The 23,012-nt window shown below is 73.7% G+C and carries 21 protein-coding genes; 10 read left to right on the forward strand and 11 right to left on the reverse strand.

Annotation, left to right across the window (positions count from 1 at the left end):
* Positions 1 to 101 precede the first annotated feature (101 nt).
* Both K2224_RS21245 and K2224_RS21250 read right to left on the reverse strand, forming a co-directional pair.
* A complete protein-coding gene (locus tag K2224_RS21245; protein WP_221908101.1) occupies positions 102 to 1,058 on the reverse strand; it encodes a hypothetical protein in 957 nt (318 codons plus the stop codon).
* Between the two features lie 219 nt (positions 1,059 to 1,277).
* Positions 1,278 to 2,705: an MFS transporter gene (locus tag K2224_RS21250; RefSeq protein WP_221908102.1), complete on the reverse strand. Its 1,428-nt coding sequence runs from the start codon at positions 2,703 to 2,705 to the stop codon at positions 1,278 to 1,280.
* 25 nt (positions 2,706 to 2,730) lie between these two features.
* Between K2224_RS21250 and K2224_RS21255 the strand changes: the two genes are divergently transcribed.
* Positions 2,731 to 3,264: a CGNR zinc finger domain-containing protein gene (locus K2224_RS21255; protein WP_221908103.1), complete on the forward strand. Its 534-nt coding sequence runs from the start codon at positions 2,731 to 2,733 to the stop codon at positions 3,262 to 3,264.
* 510 nt (positions 3,265 to 3,774) lie between these two features.
* On the forward strand, positions 3,775 to 4,215 hold the full coding sequence (locus K2224_RS21260) for a winged helix-turn-helix domain-containing protein (RefSeq protein ID WP_221908104.1): 441 nt from the start codon (positions 3,775 to 3,777) through the stop codon (positions 4,213 to 4,215).
* A 70-nt stretch (positions 4,216 to 4,285) separates the two neighbouring features.
* On the opposite strand, the gene K2224_RS21265 is transcribed toward K2224_RS21260, so the two are convergent.
* Positions 4,286 to 6,022 (reverse strand): hydrogenase maturation protein, encoded by a 1,737-nt coding sequence (locus tag K2224_RS21265; protein WP_221908105.1) that lies wholly within the window; start codon positions 6,020 to 6,022, stop codon positions 4,286 to 4,288.
* Positions 6,023 to 6,373: 351 nt separating this feature from the next.
* Here K2224_RS21265 and K2224_RS21270 point away from each other — a divergent pair, with 351 nt between their 5' ends.
* The 6 genes from K2224_RS21270 to K2224_RS21295 all read left to right on the forward strand — a co-directional run bounded on the left by K2224_RS21270 (position 6,374) and on the right by K2224_RS21295 (position 11,599).
* Positions 6,374 to 6,538 (forward strand): hypothetical protein, encoded by a 165-nt coding sequence (locus tag K2224_RS21270; protein WP_221908106.1) that lies wholly within the window; start codon positions 6,374 to 6,376, stop codon positions 6,536 to 6,538.
* Positions 6,539 to 6,657: 119 nt separating this feature from the next.
* Positions 6,658 to 7,899, forward strand: a complete 1,242-nt coding sequence (locus K2224_RS21275; protein WP_221908107.1) for a hypothetical protein — start codon at positions 6,658 to 6,660, stop codon at positions 7,897 to 7,899.
* Entirely contained in the window at positions 7,896 to 8,426 is a 531-nt protein-coding gene (locus K2224_RS21280) for a hypothetical protein (RefSeq protein ID WP_221908108.1), read from the forward strand. The genes K2224_RS21275 and K2224_RS21280 overlap by 4 nt, the downstream gene beginning before the upstream one ends.
* Positions 8,427 to 9,009: 583 nt before the next feature.
* Complete coding sequence (locus K2224_RS21285; protein ID WP_221908109.1) at positions 9,010 to 9,423, forward strand: hypothetical protein; 414 nt, start codon at positions 9,010 to 9,012, stop codon at positions 9,421 to 9,423.
* A 102-nt stretch (positions 9,424 to 9,525) separates the two neighbouring features.
* Complete coding sequence (locus tag K2224_RS21290) at positions 9,526 to 10,128, forward strand: carbonic anhydrase (protein ID WP_221908110.1); 603 nt, start codon at positions 9,526 to 9,528, stop codon at positions 10,126 to 10,128.
* Between the two features lie 16 nt (positions 10,129 to 10,144).
* A complete protein-coding gene (locus K2224_RS21295) occupies positions 10,145 to 11,599 on the forward strand; it encodes a SulP family inorganic anion transporter (RefSeq protein WP_221908111.1) in 1,455 nt (484 codons plus the stop codon).
* An 88-nt stretch (positions 11,600 to 11,687) separates the two neighbouring features.
* Here the strand turns inward: K2224_RS21295 and K2224_RS21300 are convergent, their stop codons facing one another.
* The 6 genes from K2224_RS21300 to K2224_RS21325 form a co-directional block, all read right to left on the reverse strand.
* The gene (locus K2224_RS21300) at positions 11,688 to 13,697 is read right to left on the reverse strand and encodes an ABC transporter permease (RefSeq protein WP_221908112.1); all 2,010 of its coding nucleotides are present in this window, start codon (positions 13,695 to 13,697) and stop codon (positions 11,688 to 11,690) included.
* A 111-nt stretch (positions 13,698 to 13,808) separates the two neighbouring features.
* Positions 13,809 to 14,603 (reverse strand): molybdate ABC transporter substrate-binding protein, encoded by a 795-nt coding sequence (gene modA / locus K2224_RS21305; RefSeq protein WP_221908113.1) that lies wholly within the window; start codon positions 14,601 to 14,603, stop codon positions 13,809 to 13,811.
* A gap of 180 nt (positions 14,604 to 14,783) precedes the next feature.
* Entirely contained in the window at positions 14,784 to 15,179 is a 396-nt protein-coding gene (locus K2224_RS21310) for a molybdopterin-binding protein (protein WP_221908114.1), read from the reverse strand.
* A gap of 189 nt (positions 15,180 to 15,368) precedes the next feature.
* A complete protein-coding gene (locus K2224_RS21315; protein WP_221908115.1) occupies positions 15,369 to 15,881 on the reverse strand; it encodes a molybdopterin-dependent oxidoreductase in 513 nt (170 codons plus the stop codon).
* Between the two features lie 201 nt (positions 15,882 to 16,082).
* Complete coding sequence (locus K2224_RS21320; RefSeq protein ID WP_221908116.1) at positions 16,083 to 18,881, reverse strand: molybdopterin-dependent oxidoreductase; 2,799 nt, start codon at positions 18,879 to 18,881, stop codon at positions 16,083 to 16,085.
* Complete coding sequence (locus tag K2224_RS21325) at positions 18,878 to 19,720, reverse strand: xanthine dehydrogenase family protein subunit M (protein WP_221908117.1); 843 nt, start codon at positions 19,718 to 19,720, stop codon at positions 18,878 to 18,880. Before K2224_RS21325 ends, K2224_RS21320 begins: the two co-directional genes overlap by 4 nt.
* A gap of 205 nt (positions 19,721 to 19,925) precedes the next feature.
* Between K2224_RS21325 and K2224_RS21330 the strand changes: the two genes are divergently transcribed.
* On the forward strand, positions 19,926 to 21,446 hold the full coding sequence (locus tag K2224_RS21330; RefSeq protein ID WP_221908118.1) for a PucR family transcriptional regulator: 1,521 nt from the start codon (positions 19,926 to 19,928) through the stop codon (positions 21,444 to 21,446).
* 21 nt (positions 21,447 to 21,467) lie between these two features.
* Here K2224_RS21330 and K2224_RS21335 read toward each other — a convergent pair whose 3' ends face one another.
* Together K2224_RS21335 and K2224_RS21340 are read right to left on the reverse strand one after the other, a co-directional pair.
* The gene (locus tag K2224_RS21335) at positions 21,468 to 21,875 is read right to left on the reverse strand and encodes a molybdopterin-binding protein (RefSeq protein WP_221908119.1); all 408 of its coding nucleotides are present in this window, start codon (positions 21,873 to 21,875) and stop codon (positions 21,468 to 21,470) included.
* A gap of 96 nt (positions 21,876 to 21,971) precedes the next feature.
* Positions 21,972 to 22,535: a hypothetical protein gene (locus tag K2224_RS21340; RefSeq protein WP_221909980.1), complete on the reverse strand. Its 564-nt coding sequence runs from the start codon at positions 22,533 to 22,535 to the stop codon at positions 21,972 to 21,974.
* 270 nt (positions 22,536 to 22,805) lie between these two features.
* Here K2224_RS21340 and K2224_RS21345 point away from each other — a divergent pair, with 270 nt between their 5' ends.
* Positions 22,806 to 22,991 carry a hypothetical protein gene (locus tag K2224_RS21345; RefSeq protein WP_221908120.1) on the forward strand — a complete coding sequence of 62 codons (186 nt, stop codon included), beginning with the start codon at positions 22,806 to 22,808 and terminating at the stop codon, positions 22,989 to 22,991.
* Positions 22,992 to 23,012 lie beyond the last annotated feature (21 nt).

Below are 23,012 nucleotides of genomic sequence, written 5' to 3' on the forward strand. Positions count from 1 at the left end.
CGGTTTTTGGTACGCGGCGGGGAGGACGTACGGTCGGACACTACCGAAACCTTTCTGCTGGTGGGGGTCAACGGGTTCGGCGGGAATATGCGGCCGGTGCGTCACAAGGTGTTCGGGACGGGAAGTCCGCACGCTCTCCGGGCCTTTGTCAATTGCTCCTCGGGATCGCCGAACGCGCTCCAGGGCATACGGGAGGCATAGGGCCCCATGGCGGTGAGGACCTCGCGGGCCTCGAATTCGAGTTTCGCCATGAAGAGCGCGTGGCCGAGATAGGCCAGGTCGACGACCGGGGTGAAGCGGTATGCGGCCACGGTGGGGAACCAGTTGCGGTGGACGCCCGTGGCCGCACTGATCCACTGCGGCTGCTCCCAGGCCCGGGCGGCCAGCGGCGCCTCGGGGTTGTAGTCCTCCAGGAGCGCCACCAGGGGCAGCAGCCGGAGCGGCGAGGCGGCCGGCGCGCGCTGGCTCAGGAAGGCGGCGACGTCCCAGCTCGCGCTGGACGAGCCGCCGTACCGGGCGAAGAAGAAGGACAGGAAGCGGTGGTGCGCCTCGCGGTGCCAGGGGTCGAGCCGGAGGATGTGCGCGAGGAGATACCAGGGACCGGTGGGCGAGGTCAACAGGCCCTGCGGGGAGGGGTCCCGGGGCCGGTCGAGCCGGGCGAGGGCGAGCTGGGCGACCCAGGGGGTGGGGTCCTCGGGCGCGAGCTTCGCGGCGCGTTCGCACGCGGTGCGCGCGATGCGTTCCAGGGCGCCGGCCCGCCGGTCGCCGGCGTCGGCCATCCGCAGCGCCCGGAGCATCGCCACCCGCGCCCAGATCAGGGCGGCCTCCGGGCCCGGCTCCTCGTCGAGCCAGCGTTCGGCGAGGTCGGAGCCGGCCGCCTCGGAGGCCAGTACCAGTGACCGATGGGCCCGCAGCTCGAAATCCCGGCGGGTCTCCCGGAGCACCTCATGGGCGCTGAAGTAGCGCCCGGCCCGGACATCCACACATGCTTGCGCCAGCGCCCGGTCGTCGGCTGCTGGACTCCATACGTACTGCCCCTCGAAAGAGCCGGCCGGCATGTTCCCCTCCCGGTGCACGCGGGTGCCTTGCGGCGCCCACGCATTTCGTCCGTGCCGAATTCGACCGGACCGCCGCCGCTGGTCGGTCGGCAGCGGGCCACACCCTACTCATTTCCTCCACCTTTCGAAAACAGTCGTCTGGAATATCTGGTTCCGCACCTTTTCGCCGGACGGAGATTGAAAAAGAAACCAGTGCACCGGAGGTTTTGGGTGGCATATTCACTCCTTCCCGCACACCAGCCATGCCACCAGTCCGCCGAGGGCGGCGACCGCGCCCGCGACGAGGAACACCGCGGTCAATCCGGCCGCGTACGCCGCCGGCGCGGCGCCCGCTCCGGTGCCCGGAACGGAGCCGTGGAAGACGGTGCCCAACAGGGCGACGCCCAGCGCCAGTCCGAGCTGGCGAGCACTGTTCGCCGCGGCGCCGGCGACGCCGCTGTGGGCCGGTTCCGCGAAGGCCATGGCCAGTGCCGGCAGGACCGGTGAGACCAGGCCCGCACCGACGCCGGTGACGATCAGGCCCGGTACCAACTCCTGCCAGGACGCCCCGGTTCGGACCAGGAGGAACAGCAGATCACCGAGGGCCACCAGGAGGGTGCCGCCGCCGACGCTCCACCGGGCGGGCATCCGGTGCAGCGCGCCGCCGGCCAGCGCGGAGGTGGCGAAGAAGGCCAGCGGCTGGACGGTGATGACGAGGGCGGTGCCGAACGAGTCGAGCCCGGCGCCGTTTTGGAGCCACAGGGAGAGCACCGGCAGGAACGCGAACGCGCCGAGGTAGTAGGCCCCGGAGGCGAGCAGGAGTCCGTTGAAGGCGGGGGTGCGGAACAGCCCGAGCGGCACCATCGGGCGGCGGGCGGCGCGCTCCACGACGGCGAAGGCGAGCAGCAGCGCCACACCGCTTCCGAGGCCCAACAGGGTCGGGCCATCGCCCCAGCCGGCCTCGCCGCCGCGGATGAAGCCGAAGGTGATGCCGGTCGCGGCGAGGCTGAAGGTGGCGATTCCCGGCCAGTCGATCCGGGCCGTGCTCCGGGCGCGGTCGGCCGGCATCCTGGTGGCCAGCCACAGCGCCACGGCGCAGACCGGCAACGCGCCGTAGAAGATCCATGGCCAGGACAGCAGTTGGGTGAGCATGCCGCCGGCGACGTTGCCGACACCGGCGGCCGCGCCGGCCACCGCGCCCCAGACGGCGAAGGCACGGGCCCGGTCGCGGCCGGTGTAGGCCAGGCCGATCAGCGGGACGAGGGTGGCGAACATCGCCGCGCCCGCGATGCCCTGCACCGCGCGGGCCGCGATCAGCAGGCGGACGTTTCCGGCCAGCGCGCAGGCGAGGGTGGCGGCCGTGAAGGCGGCGAGGCCCAGGACGTAGAGGCGCTTGCGGCCCAGGGCGTCGCCGAGGGAGCCCATGCCCAGGAGCAGGCCGGCCAGGGCCAGGGTGTAGACGTCGGTGATCCACTGCAGCGCCCCGAAGTCGGCGTGCAGTGCGCCGGCCATACGGGGCAGCGCCACCGTCACGATCGTCGCGTAGACGAGCAGCAGGAAGGTGCCCAGGCAGGCGGCCGCCAGCGGCAGCCATCTCCCCTGCCCCGTCGGGGAGTTGCCGGGAAAGGGAAAGGTACGGGGTGGCCGGCCGGCCAGGTGTGCGTCCATGGCCCCACCCTGATGTAATTCCCTTATGCAGCTGAACCCTTACGGGGCGGACCCGGTCCGTTATGTGGTCGACCTCACCAACTCCCCGCCCACCAGCGCGAAGGAGCTGGCCGAGCGGTCCGTGGCGGCCGGCATGGTCCTGGACCACCCGGTGACCGACGACGACCTGACCGAGGTGCTGGCCTACCTGGACCGCTTCGCCGAGGTCGTCGACGCCCCCACCGACGCCCGCCGGGCGGAACTGCTCAACTCCCTGCTCGCGGAGGCCGCCGCCCATCCACGGCTCACCGACCACGCCGACGGCGGCTGGCACATCCACTACCGCGAGGACGGCCAGCACCTCGCCGGGGTGCTGCGGGCGGTGGCCGGTGTCGGCACCGCACTGCATCTGACCGGGCTGGGGATGCACCGGCTGGGACGCTGCGCGCTGGCCGAATGCCCCCGCGCCTTCGCGGACTTCAGCCGTGCGGGCCGGCAGCGGTACTGCTCCCCCACCTGTGCCAACCGCGACGCGGTCCGGCGGCACCGCGCCCGGCGCGAGAAGCGGAAGACCCCATAAGGAATACATAAGGAAATCGATGCCCATTGAACTGATTCCCGGGCTCCGGCGACTCGGTGCAACGGGGCGCGGCCGGCGCGAAGCCCGGCAAACATGAAATCGGCTCAAGAGCAACCGTAATTAGCGGAAGCTACTATCCGGAAGCGCGCGATCACATGTAGCGTTCGTTCGGACCGGTGACGTGACGGTTGTTCACGTCACGACCGAGTACGGGCACGGGCGCGACCGCACTCCCTAACAGGGAGGGAGGGCGATCGGCTCATCAGGGGCACCCGCATCACGAGTGTCGGTGCACCGGCCCCGGCCCGGCCTGCCACCGGGCTGCGCAGCGATCGCGGCACAGCGGTACGCACGCCGCGCGTCGAGCACCGCCATGTCTGTCCGAACACGCCTGCTTTGCAAGAGGAATGGGCCCAGATCATGTTTATGAACGCGTCGACGACCCCCCTTGCGTTGCGTCCGGATGCCGATTTCGGCGGGCCGGCAAAGACCGCCCCCGGAGGACCACCCTTGGCGGTCGACCGGCTCCCCGACGGCAAGTGGCAACTCACGCTGCACGATTTGGAACCGGTATCGGTTCACCGACTGACCTCGGACAAGCTGCACATCATCCTCGCCCCGTCGTGCGCGGAAGCGCCCGCGACCGTCGGTGCGCCGCCGCGCGCGCCGGACCCGATCCAGATCGACACCGCGGCCCGCACCGTCGCCATCGACGGCCGGCAGATCGACATCCCCCGGCTGGAGTTCGACCTGCTGGCCCATCTCGTGCTGCATCCGCGGCGGGCGTTCACCCGGCAGCAGCTGATGGCCGCGGTCTGGCCCGACTGCCGCTCCAGCGACCGCACCGTCGATGTGCACATCGCCCGGCTGCGCCGGCGGCTGGGCCCGGGCCGGCGGAAGCTGATCACCACCGTCTTCGGCATCGGGTACAAGTACCTGCCCATCCCGTGAGCCCGGCGGGGTAGGCCGGGACGGACGGGGGGGCGGGCCGGCGGCCGGCGCACCCGCGGCCCCGGCCCGTTCAGCCGTGCCTGCGGGGTGCGCAACCGGCCGCCGGGGCAGCGGTGTTGAGATGCTCCGGGGTGCCGGGCAGGCGCTCCTTGCGGACGAAGGCACGGCGCAGGGCGTGGTAGGGGGCGCCCGGGTCGGCGAACGTGCGCTGCATTCGGGCCAGTTCGTCCGCCCGGTAGGCGGCGAGCGGGCGCCGTGCCTCGTCGCCCTCCCGGCGGTCCTTCTTGGCGGCGATCCGCGAGGGGACGCCGGGTGAGGCGGCGAGCCGGCGGGCGAGGGTCCGGGTGCGGTCGCCGAAGTCCTGTGCGGTGCAGTCGATGATCCGGTCGACCAGGCCGAGCCGCTGCCCGTGCGCCGCGGTGAGCGGCAGGGCGCGGTCCATCAGCCGGGCGGCGGTCTGCGGACCGACCCGGCGGGGCAGGGAGTACGTCCAGTATTCCGAGCCGTAGAGCCCCATCAGCCGGTAGTGCGGGTTGAGGACGGCGGCGTGCCGGCACCAGACCTCGTCGGCGGCGAGCGCCAGCATCGCGCCGCCGGCCGCCGCGTTGCCGCCGAGGGCGGCGACCACCAGTCGGTCGGTGGTGGTCAGCACGGCGTGCACCAGGTCGTCGATGGCGTTGATGTTGGCCAAGGACTCGGCCGCGGGGTCGGCGGCGGCCTCGATGACGTTGAGGTGGATGCCGTTGGAGAAGAAGTCCCGCTGTCCGCCGAGCACCAGCACGGAGGTGGGCCGGGTGCAGGCGTGGCGGTAGGCGGCCAGCAGCCGGCGGCAGTGGTCGGTGCTCATCGCCCCGCCGGGGAACGAGAAGCGGAGGAATCCGGCCGGTCCGTCCTCGTGGTAGCGGATGTCGGTCCAGGTGCGCGGGGCGCCGTCGGCGGCTTCCAGGGGGGCGGGGATCTCGGGCAGCGGCGGGAGCCGGTCGCCCAGGGCGAGGGTGGCGGGCAGTCTGACGGTGGCGGGCCCGCCGGGGGTGCGGGCCGGGCGGAGTTCGGGGATCCAGACGGCGCCGTCGGCGGTGGCCCGGCAGAGCGCGCCGTGGCGGGTGGCGAGCAGTTCGCCGGGGCGGCCGGTGAGGGTGTCCTCGGGGTGGCCGCCGTGCAGGAACCAGGTCCCGCCGAGGAGTTCGTCCCGTACACCGGGGCGGGAGTCGGCGGCCCTCAGGGTGCGCAGGACGGTCTCGGTGGGGTCCGTCGCCCAGTCGATGCGGCGGTCGTCCTGGCGGAGCGGTGGCCGGGGGCGGCCGAGGAGCCGGGCTGCGGGCAGTACGTGCTGCGGTTCCGGGCGGTGGCTGCCGGCGGCGAAGCGGTCGACGGCGGTCAGCAGTGCCTCGATGGCCGCGTCGGCGATCTCGTTGCGGTACAGGTCGCTCTTGCCGACGGCCGGGACGGGGCACTCGGCCGTCGCCCAGATGTCGCCGGCGTCCATCTCCTCGTCGGCCTGGAGGACGGTGACGCCCCAGCGCTCCGCGCCCAGGTGGACGGCCCAGTCGACCGAGGACGGGCCGCGGTCGCCGAGCGGGCCGGGGTGGACGATCAGGCAGGGCCGGGTCGACCAGACCTCGCGCGGGACGGCGGTGGTGAGCATCGGCGCGACGATCAGGTCGGGGGCGTGCCGGGGCACCAGGGCGGCCAGTGGCGTCCCGCGGGTGACCAGTTCGACGCCGAGGCGGTGTCCGCGGTCGGCGAGTTCGGCGTAGGCGCGCTGCGTCAGGCTGTTGAAGGCGTCGGCGAGGAGCAGGATGCGCACGGCGGGCTCCCTGGGGTGGCTGGGGGCGGTGGACGGTCGTGATCGTTACTCGTGCGCGGCGGCCGGGCGGTGGACCCGCCAGGCAGGTCACCCGATAGCGTCCGGTCCGCGCCCGCCGGGCGGCGGACCCCGATCAGGCACTTGACGGTTCGTCAGAAAGTTCCGCGCCCTGTCGACGTGGCGGGATTCCGCCAAAGTTGGCGCGCCGAGCCGCGTTCCCGACATCCCCATATTGCCTTTCATTGACATTCACTTGGCGATCCTTTTACTTTTTTCGGTGCGTCGACACCGGCGCAGGTCAGCACCGCGACACCGAGTGCCGTCCCCCTTCCCACACCTTTGGAGGTCCCCATGGAGCAGCTCATCAAGAAGATGGCCCAGGACGACGTCTGGCAGAGCTGGGTGGCCGCCAACTCCGCCGGGCCGGACCCGCGGACGGCGAAGAACGGCTGCATCAGCGCCGCGCCCAAGGCCGGCTGCATCAGCGCGACCCCCAAGGACGGCTGCATCTCCTGACACCCGGCCGCCCCCGGCGGGCCGGCGGCGGCCACTCCCCCGCCGCCGGTCCGCCGACGGGCGCCCGCACCCGACGTCCGCGCGGTTCCCGTCCGCGCACCCCGACCCGAGGTATCCCATTGGAAGGCCAGCCGACCGCCGAGGTCATCGAGCAGATCCGCGACATCCCGCTCTACCGCGCCGCCCTGGCGAAGGGCCACTTCCCGGTGCTGGAGAAGCCGGAGATCGCCCGCGGCTTCCCCGACAACTGGATGACTCCCCACCTGGCCGCCGCGCTGGAGTCCGGCGAGGCCGAGTTCGTGCTCTCCACCGGCACCAACCACGCCCGGATGCAGCTCATCCGCCCCCCGTACTTCCTGCTGCACTCCTACTACGAGCTGTGGAGCGAGCACCCGGACCTCGCCGCCACCTGGGACGCCGGTTGCCGCCGCGTCACACTGACCACCGTCCTGGCGACGGAGCACGTCGCGCGGGTCAACGCGGCCCGGCGCGGCGCCCCGCCCGACCCCGTGCCCGCCCTCGACGAGCGCCGGCTCGACGACCGCACCTGCTATGTGAACCTGCGGCTCGACCCGGCACTGTGGAGCCGCGACGACGTCGTGCGCATGCTGGACGAGATCCGCCTCGCCCAGGAGGCCCACCCTCAGGGCTGGTACCACCTCGACTGCTCCGGATACCACCTGGCCCATCTGGTCCGGAAGATCGGCGGCTGGGGCCTGTGGGACGACTTCCCGCCGCCCGCCAGCATCGTCCACGCCTACGAGTACACGCCGGTGAACGTGCGGCGCTTCCTGCACCAGCACTTCGCCTGCCCGATCATCGACCTCTTCGGCAGCACCGAACTCGGCTACCTCTACTCCAGCGACCGCCGCGGCAACTACCGGCCGCACCTGGACAGGACGAGCGTCGAACTCCACCCCGTCGCCCCGGACAGCCCGCTGTACCACCTCGTCGTCACCAGTGTGCGCAATCCCTACATGCCACTGGTCCGCTACCGCTCGGGCGACTGCGTGCGCACCACGGACGGTTCCCCCGACCCGGAACGGATCGCCCAGTTCTGCGGCCGCCAGAAGGAGTTGCTGGAGACCCGGCACGGCCCGGTCGCCCAGGGCGACCTCGACCGGTGCATCGGCGAGGCCACCCCGCACGTCTTCGTCCATCAACTGCGGCTGGTGGGCGGCACCGAGGCCCGCCTGGCCTACACCACCTTCCACGGCGCGCCCCTGGGCCCGGCCGAGACCACCGCGCTGGAACGCAGCATCTCCGAACTCGTCGACCGGCGCTGCCGGCTCGACCACCGACCGCACATCCCCATCGGCAGGTCCGGGAAGTACTCCTGGCTCGCGAGAGGAGAGGCATGAGGCACCGGACCGCGCCCACAGCCACGGGGCGGGTGGTGACCGCCGAGGACCTCCGGGACCTCCTCGGGGCACCGCTGCACGCCGAAGTCGTCGCACATTTCCGGCAACGGACCGACGCACCACCGGAGTTCGTGGCCCGCCAGGTCACCGAGTGCCTGCGCCACCTCTATCTCGTCTCCCGGTATCCCGACCTGCTCGGTGGGCTGTTCCTGCCCGTCGAGCAGGACATCGACGAGATCTGGCACTACCTCATCCTGCAGACCCGCGAGTACCGCGCGCTGTGCGAGGAACGGCTCCCGGGCCGGTACTTCGTCGAACACCGCAGCATCGGCTACGAGGCGTACCAGCGGGAGCCGGGCCGCGAGCAGGTCCTGGAGGAGGCACTGCGCTGGATCCCGCTGTACTGCCGGGAGTTCGGGCCGTTCGACGAGGGCGCGCTGCCGCACTGGACCGTCGTCCGCTTCCTGCACCGGCGGATGGGGCTGTCCCTGGCGGAGATCGCGGCGCTGGAGCCGCTGTCCGCATGAGTGGTGCCGCACCGCGGCGGCCGCCGGCCGTGCTGGTGCTCTCGCAGGTGCTCAGCGCGGCGGGCCCGGCGGCCGGGATCACGGTCGACGTGCCCGGTGCGCTGTTCACCGCCGGTTCGGCGCTGGGCGCCGCGGGCCGCTGCCGCCGGCTCGCCGGGCCACGCCCCAGGGGCCGGCGGACGTCGGCATCGCGCTGGCCGGTGCGACCGGCGGGACGGCCTCCGGTCCGGTGGTGGCCGCGAGCGGATTCCCGGTGCCGGCGCTGGGCCGCGGGGCGCTCGCGGCGGTGGTGGTGCCTGTGGCGCTGCTCGCCGCACGGGGTGCCGGCGCTCCTCGAGAATCCTGAGAAAGCACGCAACATGGCGTCATTTCTCGTTTTCCTGCTGGAAACCTGGCTGCCGCACCATGAGAGGGCGGTTCTGGGACGACGCGTTCGGCGCTCGGCGCACGCGACCGGAGCCGCGCCCCGACGACCAGGCCCGTGCCCGACGACGGCCGGCCGCGCTCACGGCCCGCCGCGGCCCCCACCCCTGACGAACGACCGAACGGCCCCCGGCGACACGGGACGAAGCGGAGGACGACGATGCGGAAGGACACCGGGACACCGGGGCGGCGCCCCCGGATACCGGCCCTGTGCCGTCTGCCACTGATCGCCCTCGCCGTCGTCCTGACGTTCCTGCTCGGCGCGGCGGCCCCGGCGTCCGCGGCCGGTTGCGGCCGCCCGGCTTCCCCTGCGGCCGGTTCCACCGGTTCCCCGGCCGCCGCGAACGCAAACTCCGAGGAGGAGAAGCACTCCAAGCGCGAGACCGAGCGCGGCCGCCCCCGGCGGACGACGCCGGCCGCGGAAGGACTCCCGGCCACCCGGCGCGCGCTGCCGCCGTCCCTCGGCGGCACCGCCGGCGACGGGAGGCCGGGGCGGATTCCGGCCGGCCGCGGTGCGTCGCCCGCCGACAGACCGGCCCAACTCCCCGTACTCCACTGCGTCTTCCGCTGCTGAGCGGGCCCGTGGCGGGCGACGGCCCCGCGCCGCGCCCGCCCCCCGTGCCGCACATCCTCGCCATCCCCACGGTGGCATCACTCTTCAGCAGGAGACCTCCTCGTGGAGACCTTCATTCAGCACGCCCGGGGCCTGACCGCCCGTATCGCCGCGCAGCCCGAGGACCAGGAGTCCTTCGGCCGGCTGGCGGCCGGCCAGTCCCCCCTCGCCCTGTTCATCACCTGCTCCGACTCCCGGGTCGTCCCGTCCCTGATCACGGGCGCACGCCCCGGAGAACTCTTCGAACTCCGCACGGCGGGCAACGCCGTGCCCGTCCACCAGGAAGGCATGGCGGCCGGCGCGGAGGCCGCCACCATCGAGTACGCGATGCGGGTCCTGCGGGTCGCCGACATCATCGTCTGCGGCCACTCGCACTGCGGCGCGGTCGGCGCCCGGGCCCGCGGCGAGGACCTGACCGGGGCGCCCGCCGTCCGCGACTGGCTCACCCGCCAACTCTCCGACGAACTCCCGGGCGACGACGGGCCGGCCGTCACCAAGGCCGTGCAGCGCCATGTGTGCCGGCAGCTGGACCGGCTGGGCGGCCATCCGTGTGTGCGGGAGCGGCTGGACGCCGGCGAGGTGCGGCTGCACGGCTGGTTCTACGAGGTGCACACCGGGTCGGTGTCGGTGTACCGGCCGGCCGTCGACGCGTTCCTCCCCCTGTGAAGGCGAGCTGTACGTGATGAAGCGTTTTCCTTTCCTCCGGGCGGACTTCACCGCCTCCCTCGTCGTCTTCCTGGTAGCCGTCCCGCTGTGCGTGGGCGTGGCGGTGGCCTCCGGTGTGCCGGCCGAACTGGGCCTGGTCACCGGCATCGTCGGCGGGCTGGTCACCGGGCTGCTGCCCGGCAGCAGCCTCCAGGTCAGCGGCCCCGCCGCCGGTCTGACGGTGCTGGTCTTCGAAGCGGTCAAGGAGTACGGACTGGGCGCGCTGGGCGCCCTGGTCCTGGCCGCCGGACTGTTCCAACTGGCCATGGGTGCACTCAAGTTGGGACGCTGGTTCCGGGCCATCTCGGTCGCGGTGGTGCAGGGCATGCTGGCGGGCATCGGGCTGGTCCTGATCACGGGGCAGCTCTACGCGCTGGCGGACGCCAAGGCGCCGGGCAGCGGACTGGCCAACATCGGGGCGCTGCCGCCGCTGGTGCTGGACACCGCTCGCTCCGGTACCGCGCTGACGGCGCTCGCCATCGGCGCCGGCACCGTCGCCGTCCTGGTGCTGTGGCCCCGGTGGCGACCCGCGGCGCGGGTGCTGCCGGCCCCGTTGGCGGCGGTCGCGCTGGCCACCGTCACGGTCGGGGTGCTGGATCTGCCGGTGGCCCGGGTCCGGGTCAGCGGCCTGCTGGACGCGATCCAGCCGCCCGGGTTCGCCGACATCGGCCGGCTGACCGAACTCGGCGCGCTGGGCACGGTGTTGGCGTTCGCGCTGATCGCGTCGGCCGAGTCGCTGTTCAGCGCGGCGGCGGTCGACCGGCTGCACGACGGGCCGCGCACCGACTACGACCGGGAGCTGATGGCACAGGGTGCCGGCAACGCGCTGTGCGGGGCGCTGGGCGCGCTGCCGATGACGGCGGTGATCGTGCGCAGTGCCGCCAACGTCCAGGCGGGGGCGCGGAGCAAGGCGTCCCGGGTGCTGCACGGGGTGTGGCTGCTGCTGTTCGCGGCGGCGTTCCCGGCGGCGCTCGGTGTGGTGCCGGTCGCGGCGCTGGCCGGTGTACTGGTGCACGCGGGCTGGAAGCTGATACCGCTGCGGGAGCTGCGGCCGCTGTGGCGGTCGCATCGCGGTGAGGCGGTGGTGCTGTGTGTGACCGCGCTGGCCATCGTGACGGTGAACATGTTCGAGGGCGTGCTGATCGGTCTGCTGCTGGCCGTCGCCAAGACCGCCTGGGAGACCTCCCAGGCGCATCTGGAGATCCACGTGCCCAGCGTGCCGGGTCCGGTGCAGGTGCGTGCGGTCGGCAATGCCACCTTCCTGCGACTGCCCAAGCTCCTCGACCAGTTGGAGACGCTGCCCGCGGACCGGGACGTGGAGCTCGACCTGAGCGGGCTGCGGCATATGGACCACGCCTGCCAGGCGGCCCTGGCGAACTGGGCCGAGCAGCACCGCCGCAGCCGGAGCCGGGCGGTCGAACCGGTCTCGTGACGCCGTCGTCCCCGGCCCGCGCGCCCGGCCGGGGACGACGCCGTCCCGGCCTGGCGCGTACCGACATCCGACCTGACCCGACGCTCCGTCAGATCGCCACCAGTGCCACCTCGGTGGCCTTGACGCTGGTCCAGACGGCGGCGCCGTCGGCGAGCCCGAGGTCCAGGGCCGCCGCCGGGGTGATCTCGGCGACGAGGTCGGGCGCCTCGGGCGAGGTGACGAGGACCCGCAGCCGGCTGCCGGCGGCGGTGATCTCCCGTACGGTCCCGGCCCAGACGTTGCGCGGACTGCCCGCGGGCTTCTCGACGTGCACCGAGACCGCCTCGGGGGCGATCACGGCCAGCGCCGCGGTGCCGTCGGGAAGCGGTTCGGCGGCGACCAGGTGCCCGCCCCCGGTGAGCGCCAGCCCGTCGCCGGCCGCGGTGCCCGGCCAGGCGTTGCGGCCGAGCATCCGGGCCACCCAGGGCGAGCGCGGATGGCGGGTGACGTCGGCGGGCGGGGCGTCCTGGAGCGCACGGCCGCCGTCGAGGACGAGGACCCGGTCGGCGAGCGAGACCGCCTCGACGGGGTCGTGGGTGACGATCAGGCAGACCCCGCCGAAGCCGGCGAGATGGCTGCGCAGGGTGTGCCGGACGTGTGCCCGGGTGGTCTGGTCGAGCGCGGCCAGCGGTTCGTCGAGCAGCAGCAGCCGCGGCCGGGCGGCGAGCGCGCGGGCCAGGGCGACGCGTTGGGCCTGGCCGCCGGAGAGCTGGGCGGGCCGGCGGTGGGCGAGCGCGCCGACGCCGAGCCGGTCGAGCCACTGCTGGGCGGTGCGCCGGGCCTCGGCGCGCCGGACGCCCTGGGCGCGCAGCCCGTAGGCGGTGTTGGCCAGCGCCGTCAGGTGCGGGAAGAGTGCCCCGTCCTGCGGGACCCAGGCGACGCCCCGGCGGTGCGGGGGCAGCGCGGTGGCGTCGCTCTCCCCCAGGCGCAGCACGGCGCGGGCCCGCGGGGTGAGCCCGAGCAGGGCGCGCAGCAGGGTGGTCTTGCCGGCGCCGTTGGGGCCGACGACGGCGATGGTGGTGCCCGGCTCGGCCCGGAGGGTGAGTTCGGTGAAGCCGGTGACCTCGGCGTCCAGCGGCCAGCGCCCGCCGGCGGACGGGTCGGGTGCGAGGGGCTGCGAGTGACCGTCTTCGGGGAATGCGGCGCCGTCGGCCGCGCCGGTCCCGGCGCTGTCGGCCGTCGCGTCGGTGGTGAGCCCGCCGCGGGCGGCACGGGCGGTGCGGTCCGCGGGCCCGCCCGTCCACCGCCCGCGCAGACACACCAGTACGGCCAGGGCGATGGCGAGCAGCAGCAGGGAGACGGAGGTGGCGGCCTCCGGGGAGTCCTGGAGCAGCAGATAGACCTGGAGCGGCAGGGTCTGGGTGGTGCCGGGGAGGTTGCCGGCGAAGGTGATCGTGGCGCCGAACTCGCCGAGCGCGCGGGCCCAGGTCAGCGCGGCACCGGCGGCCAGTCCGGGGGCGACCAGGGGCAGGGTGACGGTGCAGAAGACCCGTACCGGCGAGGCGCCGAGGGAGGCGGCGGTCTCCTCGTAGCTGGGCCGGAGACCGGCGAGGGTGCCCTCCAGGCTGATGACGAGGAAGGGCATCGCGACGAAGGTCGCCGCCAGCACCGCGCCGGAGGTGTGGAACGGCAGGACGATGCCGAAGGTGTCCTCCAGCCAGGGGCCGAGGAGTCCGCGGCGGCCGAAGCCGAGCAGCAGGGCGACACCGCCGACGGTCGGCGGCAGCACCATCGGGAGCAGCACCAGCGAGCGGACGAGCACCTTGCCGGGGAAGTCGACCCGGGCCAGCAGCCAGGCCAGCGGGACGCCGAGCAGCACCGACAGGCCCAGCGCCCAGCACGACACCAGCAGCGACAGCCGGAGCGCCTGGAGCACTCCGGGGCTGGTCAGATGGGTGCCGAGGTCGCTCCAGCCGGTGCGGGCGAGGATGCCGAGCAGCGGCATCAGCAGGAACGCGACGGCGAGCAGTGCGGGGACGGCCAGGGCGGCCGGGGTGCGGGCGCCGGGTGCGCGGCGCCGGGGGGCCGGCGCCGCGGCGGGGGTGCTGGGGCGGCTCATCGGGTGTCCTGGGATCGGGGCGGGCGGCGGGTACGAGCCGGGCGGCGGGTACGGCAGCGGGGCGGGGGCTGCCCGCTCCCCCGAGCCGGACGGGCCCCGCCCCGCGGATCGTCACGGCTTCTGGAAACCGGCCTCCTGGAGGAGCTTCTGCGCCTCGGGCGTGCTCAGCCACTTCACGAACGCGGCGGCCGCGGCCGAGTGCTGGGAGGACTTCAGGGTCGCCGCCGGGTAGGAGGCGACGGCGTTCTGGGCGTCCGGGATGTCGATGGCGTCGACCTTCTTGGGCGCGGTGGCGGCGTCCGTCTTGTAGACGATGCCGGCGTCCGCCTCGCCGAGTTCCACCTTGCTCAGGACGGCGCGGACGTTGGGCTCCTGGGAGACCGGCTTGACGGTCAGCTTCTGGGCGTCCAGGACCTTCTTGCCGTAGCGGCCGACCGGCACGTCGGGGGCGGCCAGCACCACCTTCAACTTGCTGTTCGCGAGGTCCTTCAGGGCGCCGACCTTCTTGGGGTTGCCCTTGCCGGTGGCGATGACCAGGCGGTTCTTGGCGATGACGGTGGGGGCACCGGTGTCCGCTTTGAGTCCGTCCATGGTCTTGGTGTCGGCGGTGACCAGGGCGTCGGCGGGGGCGCCCTGCTTGACCTGGGCGGCGAGCTCCTGGGAGCCGGCGAAGGAGAAGGCGACCTTGGTGCCCGGGTGCTCCTTCTCGTACACGGCGCCGGCCTTCTGGAGGACGTCGGTGAGCGAGGCGGCGGCGAGCACGGTGAGCTTGGTGGTGCCGCCGGACGCGCCGCCGTCCTTCTTGGCGCTGTCGCCGCTGCCGCCGGAGCAGGCGGCGAGCGGGACGAGGAGGGCGGCGGTGACGATCGCGGCGGCGGCGCGGCGCCCGGTGAGGAACGGGGACATGGTGCGGGACTCCTTGGAACGCGGGGCGATGCGGTCGCCCGAGCGGATGGGGACAAAGCCGCGCCGAGTGGGGTCTCCCCTGCTCGTCGAGGACGTTCGGGAGCCGGGGAAGGGCGACGCCGCTGGGTGGGCTGCCGGTCCGAGGGACGTGGAGCGGACCGCCGGGGATGTCGCGGGGGGTCAGGTGCGGTCGATGTGCACGCTGGTGGATTTCACCCGTGCGACGGCCTGCATGCCGACCTCCAGCCCGAGTTCCTCGACCGCTTCTCGGGTGAGGAGGGACACCAGGCGGTGCGGGCCGGCCTGGATCTCGACCTGGGCGGCGACGTCGCCGAGGGTGACGGCGGTGACGATGCCCGGGAAGGCGTTGCGGACGGAGGTGTAGGTGTCGTCGTCCTCACCGCCGGGGGCCTGGCCCACCTCGACGGAGAAGGCGGCGAGGTCCCGGCCGTCGATCAGGCGACGGCCGCTCTCGTCGCGATGGGTCGCGACCCGTCCGGCGTCCGCCCAGCGGCGGGCGGTGTCCGGGCTCACGCCCAGCAGACGGGCCGCCTGGCCGATTGTGTAGGACTGCATGTGCGACAAGATATGAGGTGTTGTCTCGCATTTACAATCCTTTTGGCTTTCCTCCATGGCAGATGCAAGGCCACTTGGAGGATGGGACAACGGCGAATTCCGGCCAGCGGAAAGCCGGGTGGCCCGGCCCCGCGCGGCATCCGGCAGGACGCGTCCCGGACCGGCCGGGGCGACGGGCCCCGTCCCCGGCTACCGCTCCCCCGGTGCCGGGCACGTACCCACCCAGATACCCGTGATGGCGCTGATGTACCGCGCGCCGCAGCGGTCGGACGGCACCACGAGCTGGCTACCCATGGCGTCCAGCGGCCGGTCGTCCATGGCCGTGGCCAGCAGGATCGGGGCGTTGCCGAAGTCGGCGTCGATCTCCGCCCAGGACAGCACGGTGTGGTGGCCGTCCCCGCCGGTGACCGTCAGCAGGAAGCGGGAGCGGTCCTTGCGCCGCCGGGCGTCGAAGGCGGGGCCCGCCGCGTCCAGGACGTCCCGCAGCAGCGGGCCGTCGAAGGTGTGGTGCTGCGGCCCGTTGGTGGCGCAGTCGAAGACGACCGGGGCGTGCCGCTGCGGCCAGCGCGTCCGCAGGTCGGCGACGGTCAGCACGAGCGGGCGGTGCAGCTGCCCGCTGATCCGGAAGCGCCGGGCGGCGGGCGGGGCGGCCTCGGACGGGCCGCGGACGGCGGCGGGGCGGGACGGGCTGAGTCGGCTCATCGGTGTCCCCCTGGAGACGATCCATGCGGAGGCTGCGTCCCAGTGATGCCCCGGCGATGCATGACTCAATCACATATGCCATCCGACTGCGGATGTTCCCCTTGCGTAAGTGAGGCAAATGGGGCCAGGAGGACCGCAGGTCCGAGGCCGCCCCCGGTGCGGCCCCGGACCTGCCGGCCCCGTGGGCGTTCCCGGCCGGCCTCAGACCGAGCCCTCGCGGGAGGGGTGTGCCCGGGCCGGCCGGCCCTCCTCGCCGCCCGCCGCACGGTGTTCCGCCAGGGCCAGCCACACCTTGTCCCGCAGGAACGGCACTTCGGTGAAGCGGACCCCGGTGGCGTCGCGCAGCGCGTTGCCGAAGGCGGGGGCGACGGGGTTGAACGGGCTCTCGCTCATCGACTTCGCGCCCAGCGGCCCGATGGCGTCCGAGGTCTCCGTGAAGTGGACCTCGGTGCGCGGGACGTCGGCGTAGGCGGGCAGCCGGTAGCGGCGGAAGGCGGGGGTGAGGACCGCGCCGCGCTCGTCGACCAGGACCTGTTCGAAGAGGGTGGCGCCGAGGGCCTGGGCGACCCCGCCCTCGACCTGGCCGCGGCACTGCATGGGGTTCATGACCCTGCCGGCGTCGGCCGAGTGGACGCTGCGCAGGATCCGGATCTCGCCGGTGTCCGGATCGACGGCGATCTTGAACCACTGGGCGTTGAAGGCCACCGACCGCGGTGAGCCGCCCCAGTGCCCGGCGGCCGCCAGCTCCACGTCGCGCTCGCGGGCGGCCTGGTGCAGCTCCTTGAGCGGAACCGTCCGGTCCGCGCACTCCACCGCGTCCGCCAGCAGCCGGCACCGGCTCCGCGGAGTGCGGGCGTATTCGGCGGCGAACGAAAGGACCTTCTCCGCCAGGCCGTTGGCCGCCCGCATCACGGCCTTGCCGGCCACGACGGTGCCGGCCGAGCCGAAGGCGCCGGTGTCGTGCCGGACGACGTCGGTGTCGGACTGCCGGACGGCGATCCGGTCGGCGGTGGTACCCAGTGCGCCGGCGGTGATCTGCTTGTGGACGGTGGTGGTGCCGTTGCCGAACTCCGCGGTGCCGACGGCGATGTCGTAGGTGCCGTCGTCCAGCAGGGACACCGTGGCGTCGGCGTAGTGGCCGCCGGGCGGGCCGGTGGCGATCATCGACATGGCGGTGCCCTGGCCGATCAGCCAGCCCTCGGGGACGTCCGGGTCGTCGCGGTCCCCGGCGATCGCGTCGCGCACGACCTGGAGGCACTGGTCCAGGCCGTAGCTGGCGATCTGCAGGTCCTCCTCCTCGCCGCCGGGGCTGATCATGTGCTCTCCGGGGCCGATGATGTTGCGCTCCCGGAAGACCAGCGGATCGAGGCCCAGCCGACGGGCCAGTTCGTCCATGGCCGACTCCACGGCGAAGGTGACCTGGCCCAACCCGTAGCCGCGGAACGCCCCGGCGGGAACGCAGTTGGTGTAGACGGAGTGGGCGTCGACCTTCTTGTGGGGCGCGCGGTAGACGGCCATCGACTCGCCGACGCTGTGGAACATCACCGCCGGGCCGTGGTTGCCGTACGCGCCGGTGTTGGCGATCACCCTCAGTTGAAGGGCCGTCAGGGTGCCGTCCCGTTTCGCGCCGGCCTTGATGCCGATGGTGAAGGGGTGCCGGGTGGTGGCGCCGAAGAACTGCTCGGCGCGGGTGAACTCCAGCTTCACCGGCCGGTGCAGCCGCATCGCGGCGAGCACCACGATGTCCTCGGTGAGCATCTCCTGCTTGCCGCCGAAGCCGCCGCCGACCCGGCCCGCGACCACCCGGACCCCGTCCTCCGGCAGGTCGTAGAGGGCGCACAGGGCGCGCCTGGTCAGGAAGGGGACCTGGGTGCTGGAGCGGACCACCAGCCGCTCGCCGGCGCCGTCCCCGGGCTCCTCGAAGTAGGCGAGCGCGCCGTGCGTCTCCAGGCTGGCGTGCTGCACCCGCTGGGTGCGGAAGGTCTCCTCGTAGACCACGTCGGCCTCGGCGAAGCCCTGGGCCACGCTGCCGATCTCGCCGTGCACCTCGCCGACGACGTTGTCGTCCGGGCGGGAGATCCGGGCGGTGCCGGGGTCCTTGGCGTGGAGGACGGGCGCGCCGGGCCGCATCGCCTCCTCCGGGTCGAGGACGTGCGGCAGCACCTCGTACTCCACCGCGATCCGGCGGCAGCCCTCCTCGGCGGCGCCCTCGGTGTCGGCGACCACGGCGGCCACCCGTTGCCCGACGAAGCGGACCACGTCGTCCAGGACGCGGGTGTCGTCGGGGTCCTCCGTGGGGTGCTCGTGGCGGGCGGAGGAGAACAGCCGCTCGGGAGCGTCGTGGTGGGTGAGGACGAGGCGGACGCCGGGGACGCGCAGCGCGTCGGCGGTGTCGATCGAGACGATCCGGGCGTGCGGGTGCGGGGAACGCAGCAGCTTCATGTGCAGCAGTCCCTCGACCTCGATGTCGAAGGTGTAGCGGGCGGTGCCGGTGACCACCTGCGGGCCGGCGGGGGCGCCGAGGTTGCGGCCGACGGACTCCCCCGGGCGCGGCTCCTCGACGTGGGTGACGCCGCGGATCGCGTCCTCGATGGCCCGGTAGCCGGTGCAGCGGCAGAGGTTGCCCTTCAACGCCCTTGGCAGATCGCTGAGTTGATCGGAGTCCAGGGTGGCGGTGGTCATCAGGAAGCCGGCGGTGCAGAAGCCGCACTGGAAGCCCTGGGCATCGAGGAACTTCCGCTGGACGGGGTGGAGTTCACCGTCCGGCTCGGCCAGTCCCTCGACGGTGGTGACCCGGCGGCCGGCGGCGCGGACGGCCGGGTAGAGGCAGCTGTGGACGGGCTCGCCGTCGACATGGACGGTGCAGGCGCCGCAGTCCCCGGCGTCGCAGCCCTTCTTCACCCCGAACCAGCCGCGGTCCCGCAGATAGGTGCGCAGGCACTGGCCGGGGCGCGGTTCGGCGTCGAAGTCCCGGCCGTTGACGTGGACGGCGTAGCTCATCGGAGGACCTCCCTGGGGGACGGCGGGCGGGTGGTGAGTTCGGCGCGGACCTCCTCGGCGAGGCGGAGCGCCATGTGGCGCCGCCAGGCGGGCAGGCCATGGATGTCGTCGAACCACTCGGCGTCGGTGACGGCGTCGTCGAGGGTGGCGCGCAGCGCGGCGGCGCCGGGCGGGGTGGGGAACCAGAGACGGAAGGGGCGCACGGTGGCGGCGGTGACGGTGACGGCCAGCGAGCCGTCCAGGGGGTCGAGGGCGCCGATGACCAGGGCGCCGGAGCGGCCGAGCCCGTAGAGGGAGACCTGGCGGAAGGCGGTGCGGCAGGTGAGCGCGCGGGCGGGCAGGGTGACCGAGCGGAGGAGCTCGCCCTCGCCGAGGTCCTTGCGGCCGGCGCCGGTGATGAAGTCGGCGACCGCGACCCGGCGCCGGGAGCCGTCCTGGGCCTGGAGCAGACAGCTGCCGTCCAGGGCGGCGGTGAGCGAGATCATCGGGCCGGCCGGCAGCCCGTTGCAGAGGTTGCCGCCGACGGTCGCCATGTTCCAGATCTTGAACGAGGCCAGGAAGGCGCGGCAGCACCGCTCGAAGAGAGGGGCCGCCGGGGCGGGGAAGGCGGCGGCGAAGCGGGAGAGCTGGGCGATGGTGCAGGTGGCGGCGATCTCCAGGGAGCCGTCCGGGAGTTGCCCGACCGGCTTCCAGCCCATCCGGCTCAGGTCCACCAGGCGGCGCAGGCGCGGTTGCGGCTCGGAGAAGAGGTAGGTGCCGCCGCCCAGCCAGGCGTCACCGGTGCGCCAGGGGGCGTGCTGCCGGGCGTCGCGCACCTCCAGCACGGTGTTCAGGTCCATGCCGCCGAGTGAAGCAACGCGGCGCCCCGGTGCACGACTGGTGCGCGGCACGGAAAACACACCAACGCCGGAGCCCGGAACTGGATGATCAACCAAGAGGGATATCGATGTGAGCGGCTGGCATTTACGATGCCTGGACCCGCATTCGCCTGGTGAATGTGAGATGCCGGGGTACGCGCTCGGCAGCCGTCCAAGGAGCCACCACATGCACGTCCACGATCTTCTCCAGCTCGCCGCGCTCGACCTGACCGTCCTGTGGGGCGAGGACCCGCTGCTCGCCCAGGAGGTCAGCGGCGTCACCGCCACCGACCTGGAGGACCCGGCCCGCTTCCTCCAGCCGGGAGAGCTGGTGCTGAGCGGACTGGTGTGGTGGGCGCCAGGGGACGACCGGGAGAAGGTGGACCGCTTCGTGGCGGCGCTGGCGGACGCGGGCGCGTCGGCACTGCTGGCCGGGGAGGAGACCCACGGGACGGTGCCACAGGTCCTGGTCGAGTCCTGCCGCGCGCACCGGGTCGCCCTGCTCGCGGTGCCCGCGCACACCACTTTCCGGGCCATCACCGAGGCGGTGTACCTGCGCCGCTGGGGAGACCTCAGCCGCCGGCCCGCCGGGCACTACGCACTGCCGGAGAACGTCCGCACCGAACTCGCCGGTCTGCTCGCCGAGGGCGCCGCGCCGGACGCCCTGCTGGACCGGGCGTTCGCGCACCTGGGCGGCCCGGCCTGCCATCTGCTGACCGCCACCGGCCGGATGGTCGCCCGCACCCCCGCCGCGCCGGATATGACGAGCAGTCAGGCGCGGCGGGACATGGCCGCCGGCGTCGGCACGACACTGCGGATCGAGGGCGAACAGGGGCCGTACGACGCGTGGTTCCTGCATCTGCGCGGCGCGGACGACGCACCGCCGCGGGTGCTGCACGAGATCGCCGAGGTCCTCGCCCAGTACCGGCACCACGGCACCGCCCGGGAGGCGGCCGCGCGGCGGGCGGCGGACGCGCTGCTGACGCTGGTCGCCGGGGACGCCGCCGAGCGGCCGGCACTCGACGCGGCACTGCACGCCTGCGGGCTGCCCGCGGACGGCCCGTTCCGCGTGGTGGTCGCCGCGCTGGAGGACGCGGAGCCCGACCAGGCGGTCCGGGCGCTGGCCGAGGCGCTGCGGCACTCCCCCGACGAGCCGTTCGCGGCCGGGCTGCTGCCCGGCGGCCGGCCCGCCGCGGTGATCGCCGCCGGCGCCGGGAAGGCGGACCCGCGGCCCCTGGACGCGATATGGCCGGCGCTGCACGAGTGCCGTCCGCAGGCGCCGCTGCATGCCGGGGTGAGCGGCCCCGCGGCCACCGCCGGAGACCTCGACTCGGCGCTGCGCCAGGCTCGTTACGCCCTGGCCGCGGCCCGTTCGGCCGCCCCCGATGGCGCCGGGGTGACCTCCGTCGACGAGCTGGCCACGCTGGGCGCGCTGCTCTCCGGGGTGCCCGCCGAGGTGCGGGAGGCGTTCAGCAGCCGGGTGCTGGGGCCGCTGGCGCGCGGTGGCAGCGCCTCGCACCGGATGCTGATGGAGACGCTGGAGGTCTTCCTCGCCCAGCACGGGTCCTGGGCGCGGACGGCGGAGATCCTGCATCTGCACGTCAACACCGTGCACTACCGCATCCAGCGGATCGAGACGCTCACCGGCCGCGACCTGTCCCGGCTCGACCACAAACTGGATCTGCACGCGGCGCTGTTGTGCCGCTGACGACTGCCGCGCGGGACGGCGTCAGCCGCGCCCGGCCGGCCGGTCCACATGCACATGCGTGGACTTGACCCGGGCGGTGGCCTCGACACCGACCTCGATCCCCAGGTCCTCGACGGCCTCCCGGCTGACCACCGACACCACCCGGTGCGGCCCCGACTGGATCTCGACCTGGGCGATCACGTCGTCGAGAGTGACCGCCGTGACGATCCCGGCGAAGGCGTTCCGGACCGAGGTGCGGATCTCGCCGGGCACCGGATGCTGCCCCAGGGCCCGTTCCTTGGCGAACCCGGCCAGGCTCACCCCGTCGATCACGCGGTTGCCCGCTCCGTCCCGGTCCATCCGCAACTGCCCGCCGTCGGCCCAGCGGCGGACGGTCTCGGAACTCACGCCCAGCAGCCGAGCTGCCTGGCCAATGCTGTACGAGGGCACGTCGGCACTCTACGGGCGCGGCGCGGCGCGGTACAGGACGTCCCGGCGAGATCGATCTTGTCGGGCGGGCCGGCGGCCGGGGGTGCCGGCCCGGCTTCACCGCCGGCCGTTGCCGGGCCGGCGGCCGGGGGGGCCGCCCCGCCCGTTCGGGCCGGGGGCCGGGCGCTGCCCCAGGGCCTCGGCCAGCTCCTCCAGCGCCGGCGGGGCGCGGGCCAGCAGCCGCCGCCGGGCGGGGGCGAGCCGGCCGAGCCCCTCGGCGAGGACGCCGGCGGTCTCCTGCCGTACGGCGTCCAGCAGCGCCTGGCCTGCGTCGTTCAGGCTGATCAGGCTGGCGCGCCGGGCGGCGGGGCCGGGGCGGCGGGGCGGCGGGGTGGGTCCGCGGCGGGGCGGCGGCCAGGACCATCCCGCCGGTGGCGAAGGTCCGCGCCCCACACCGCGCGGCTGGTCCAGCCCCCCCCCGGTGTGCCCGGCACAGGGCTGGATGCCGTAGGTGATCCCGGCAGGGCACGGCACGGCGACGAGTCCGGCGGCGAAGGTGAGGTTGCCCCACCAGTCGGGCCGGTCCGGGGTGCCTGGCCGGGCTTCCGGCAGGTGCCTTGGCGGCTCCGCCGCATCGCACGGGGCCGAGGAGCGGCGCTGGGCGCGGAGTTGGTGATCCACCGCCGAAAACCCACCGATCAGAGCAGTGCGGAACGGGGGCTTCAGGGCCTGCGCGAGCGGCACGCGGCGCCGGCGAAGCGCCGTTTCCCGCACTTCGGATACCGCCAACTCCCTTGTGGGAAATGAGAGTTGCCGACCCCATGATCATCGGTCGGCATGGTGACGCGGCGCAGCCACCGGCACCCCAGTCACACACCGTCATCATCTGGATTGCGACCGTTTATGCCGAATGTCAGCCTGGTGTCCCCGCTCATCGAAGGAGTTGATCACATGGTTACGGATCCCACAGCGCCGGTCGAGACCGCTGCCCTGGCCTCCGAGGTCGAGGGGCTCCTCAGCCCCGCCGAGCCCGACGGCATCTACCGCGACAGCCGCGAATGCGGTGGTGCGGTGCTGCTGCTCGGAGCACTGCTGTTCTCGCCCCCCACTCCGCGCCCCAAGTCCGGCGCCCGCTGAGAGGAACCGTGTTGGCTGAAC

The sequence above is a fragment of the Streptomyces sp. BHT-5-2 genome (assembly GCF_019774615.1).
Taxonomy (GTDB): Bacteria; Actinomycetota; Actinomycetes; order Streptomycetales; family Streptomycetaceae; genus Streptomyces.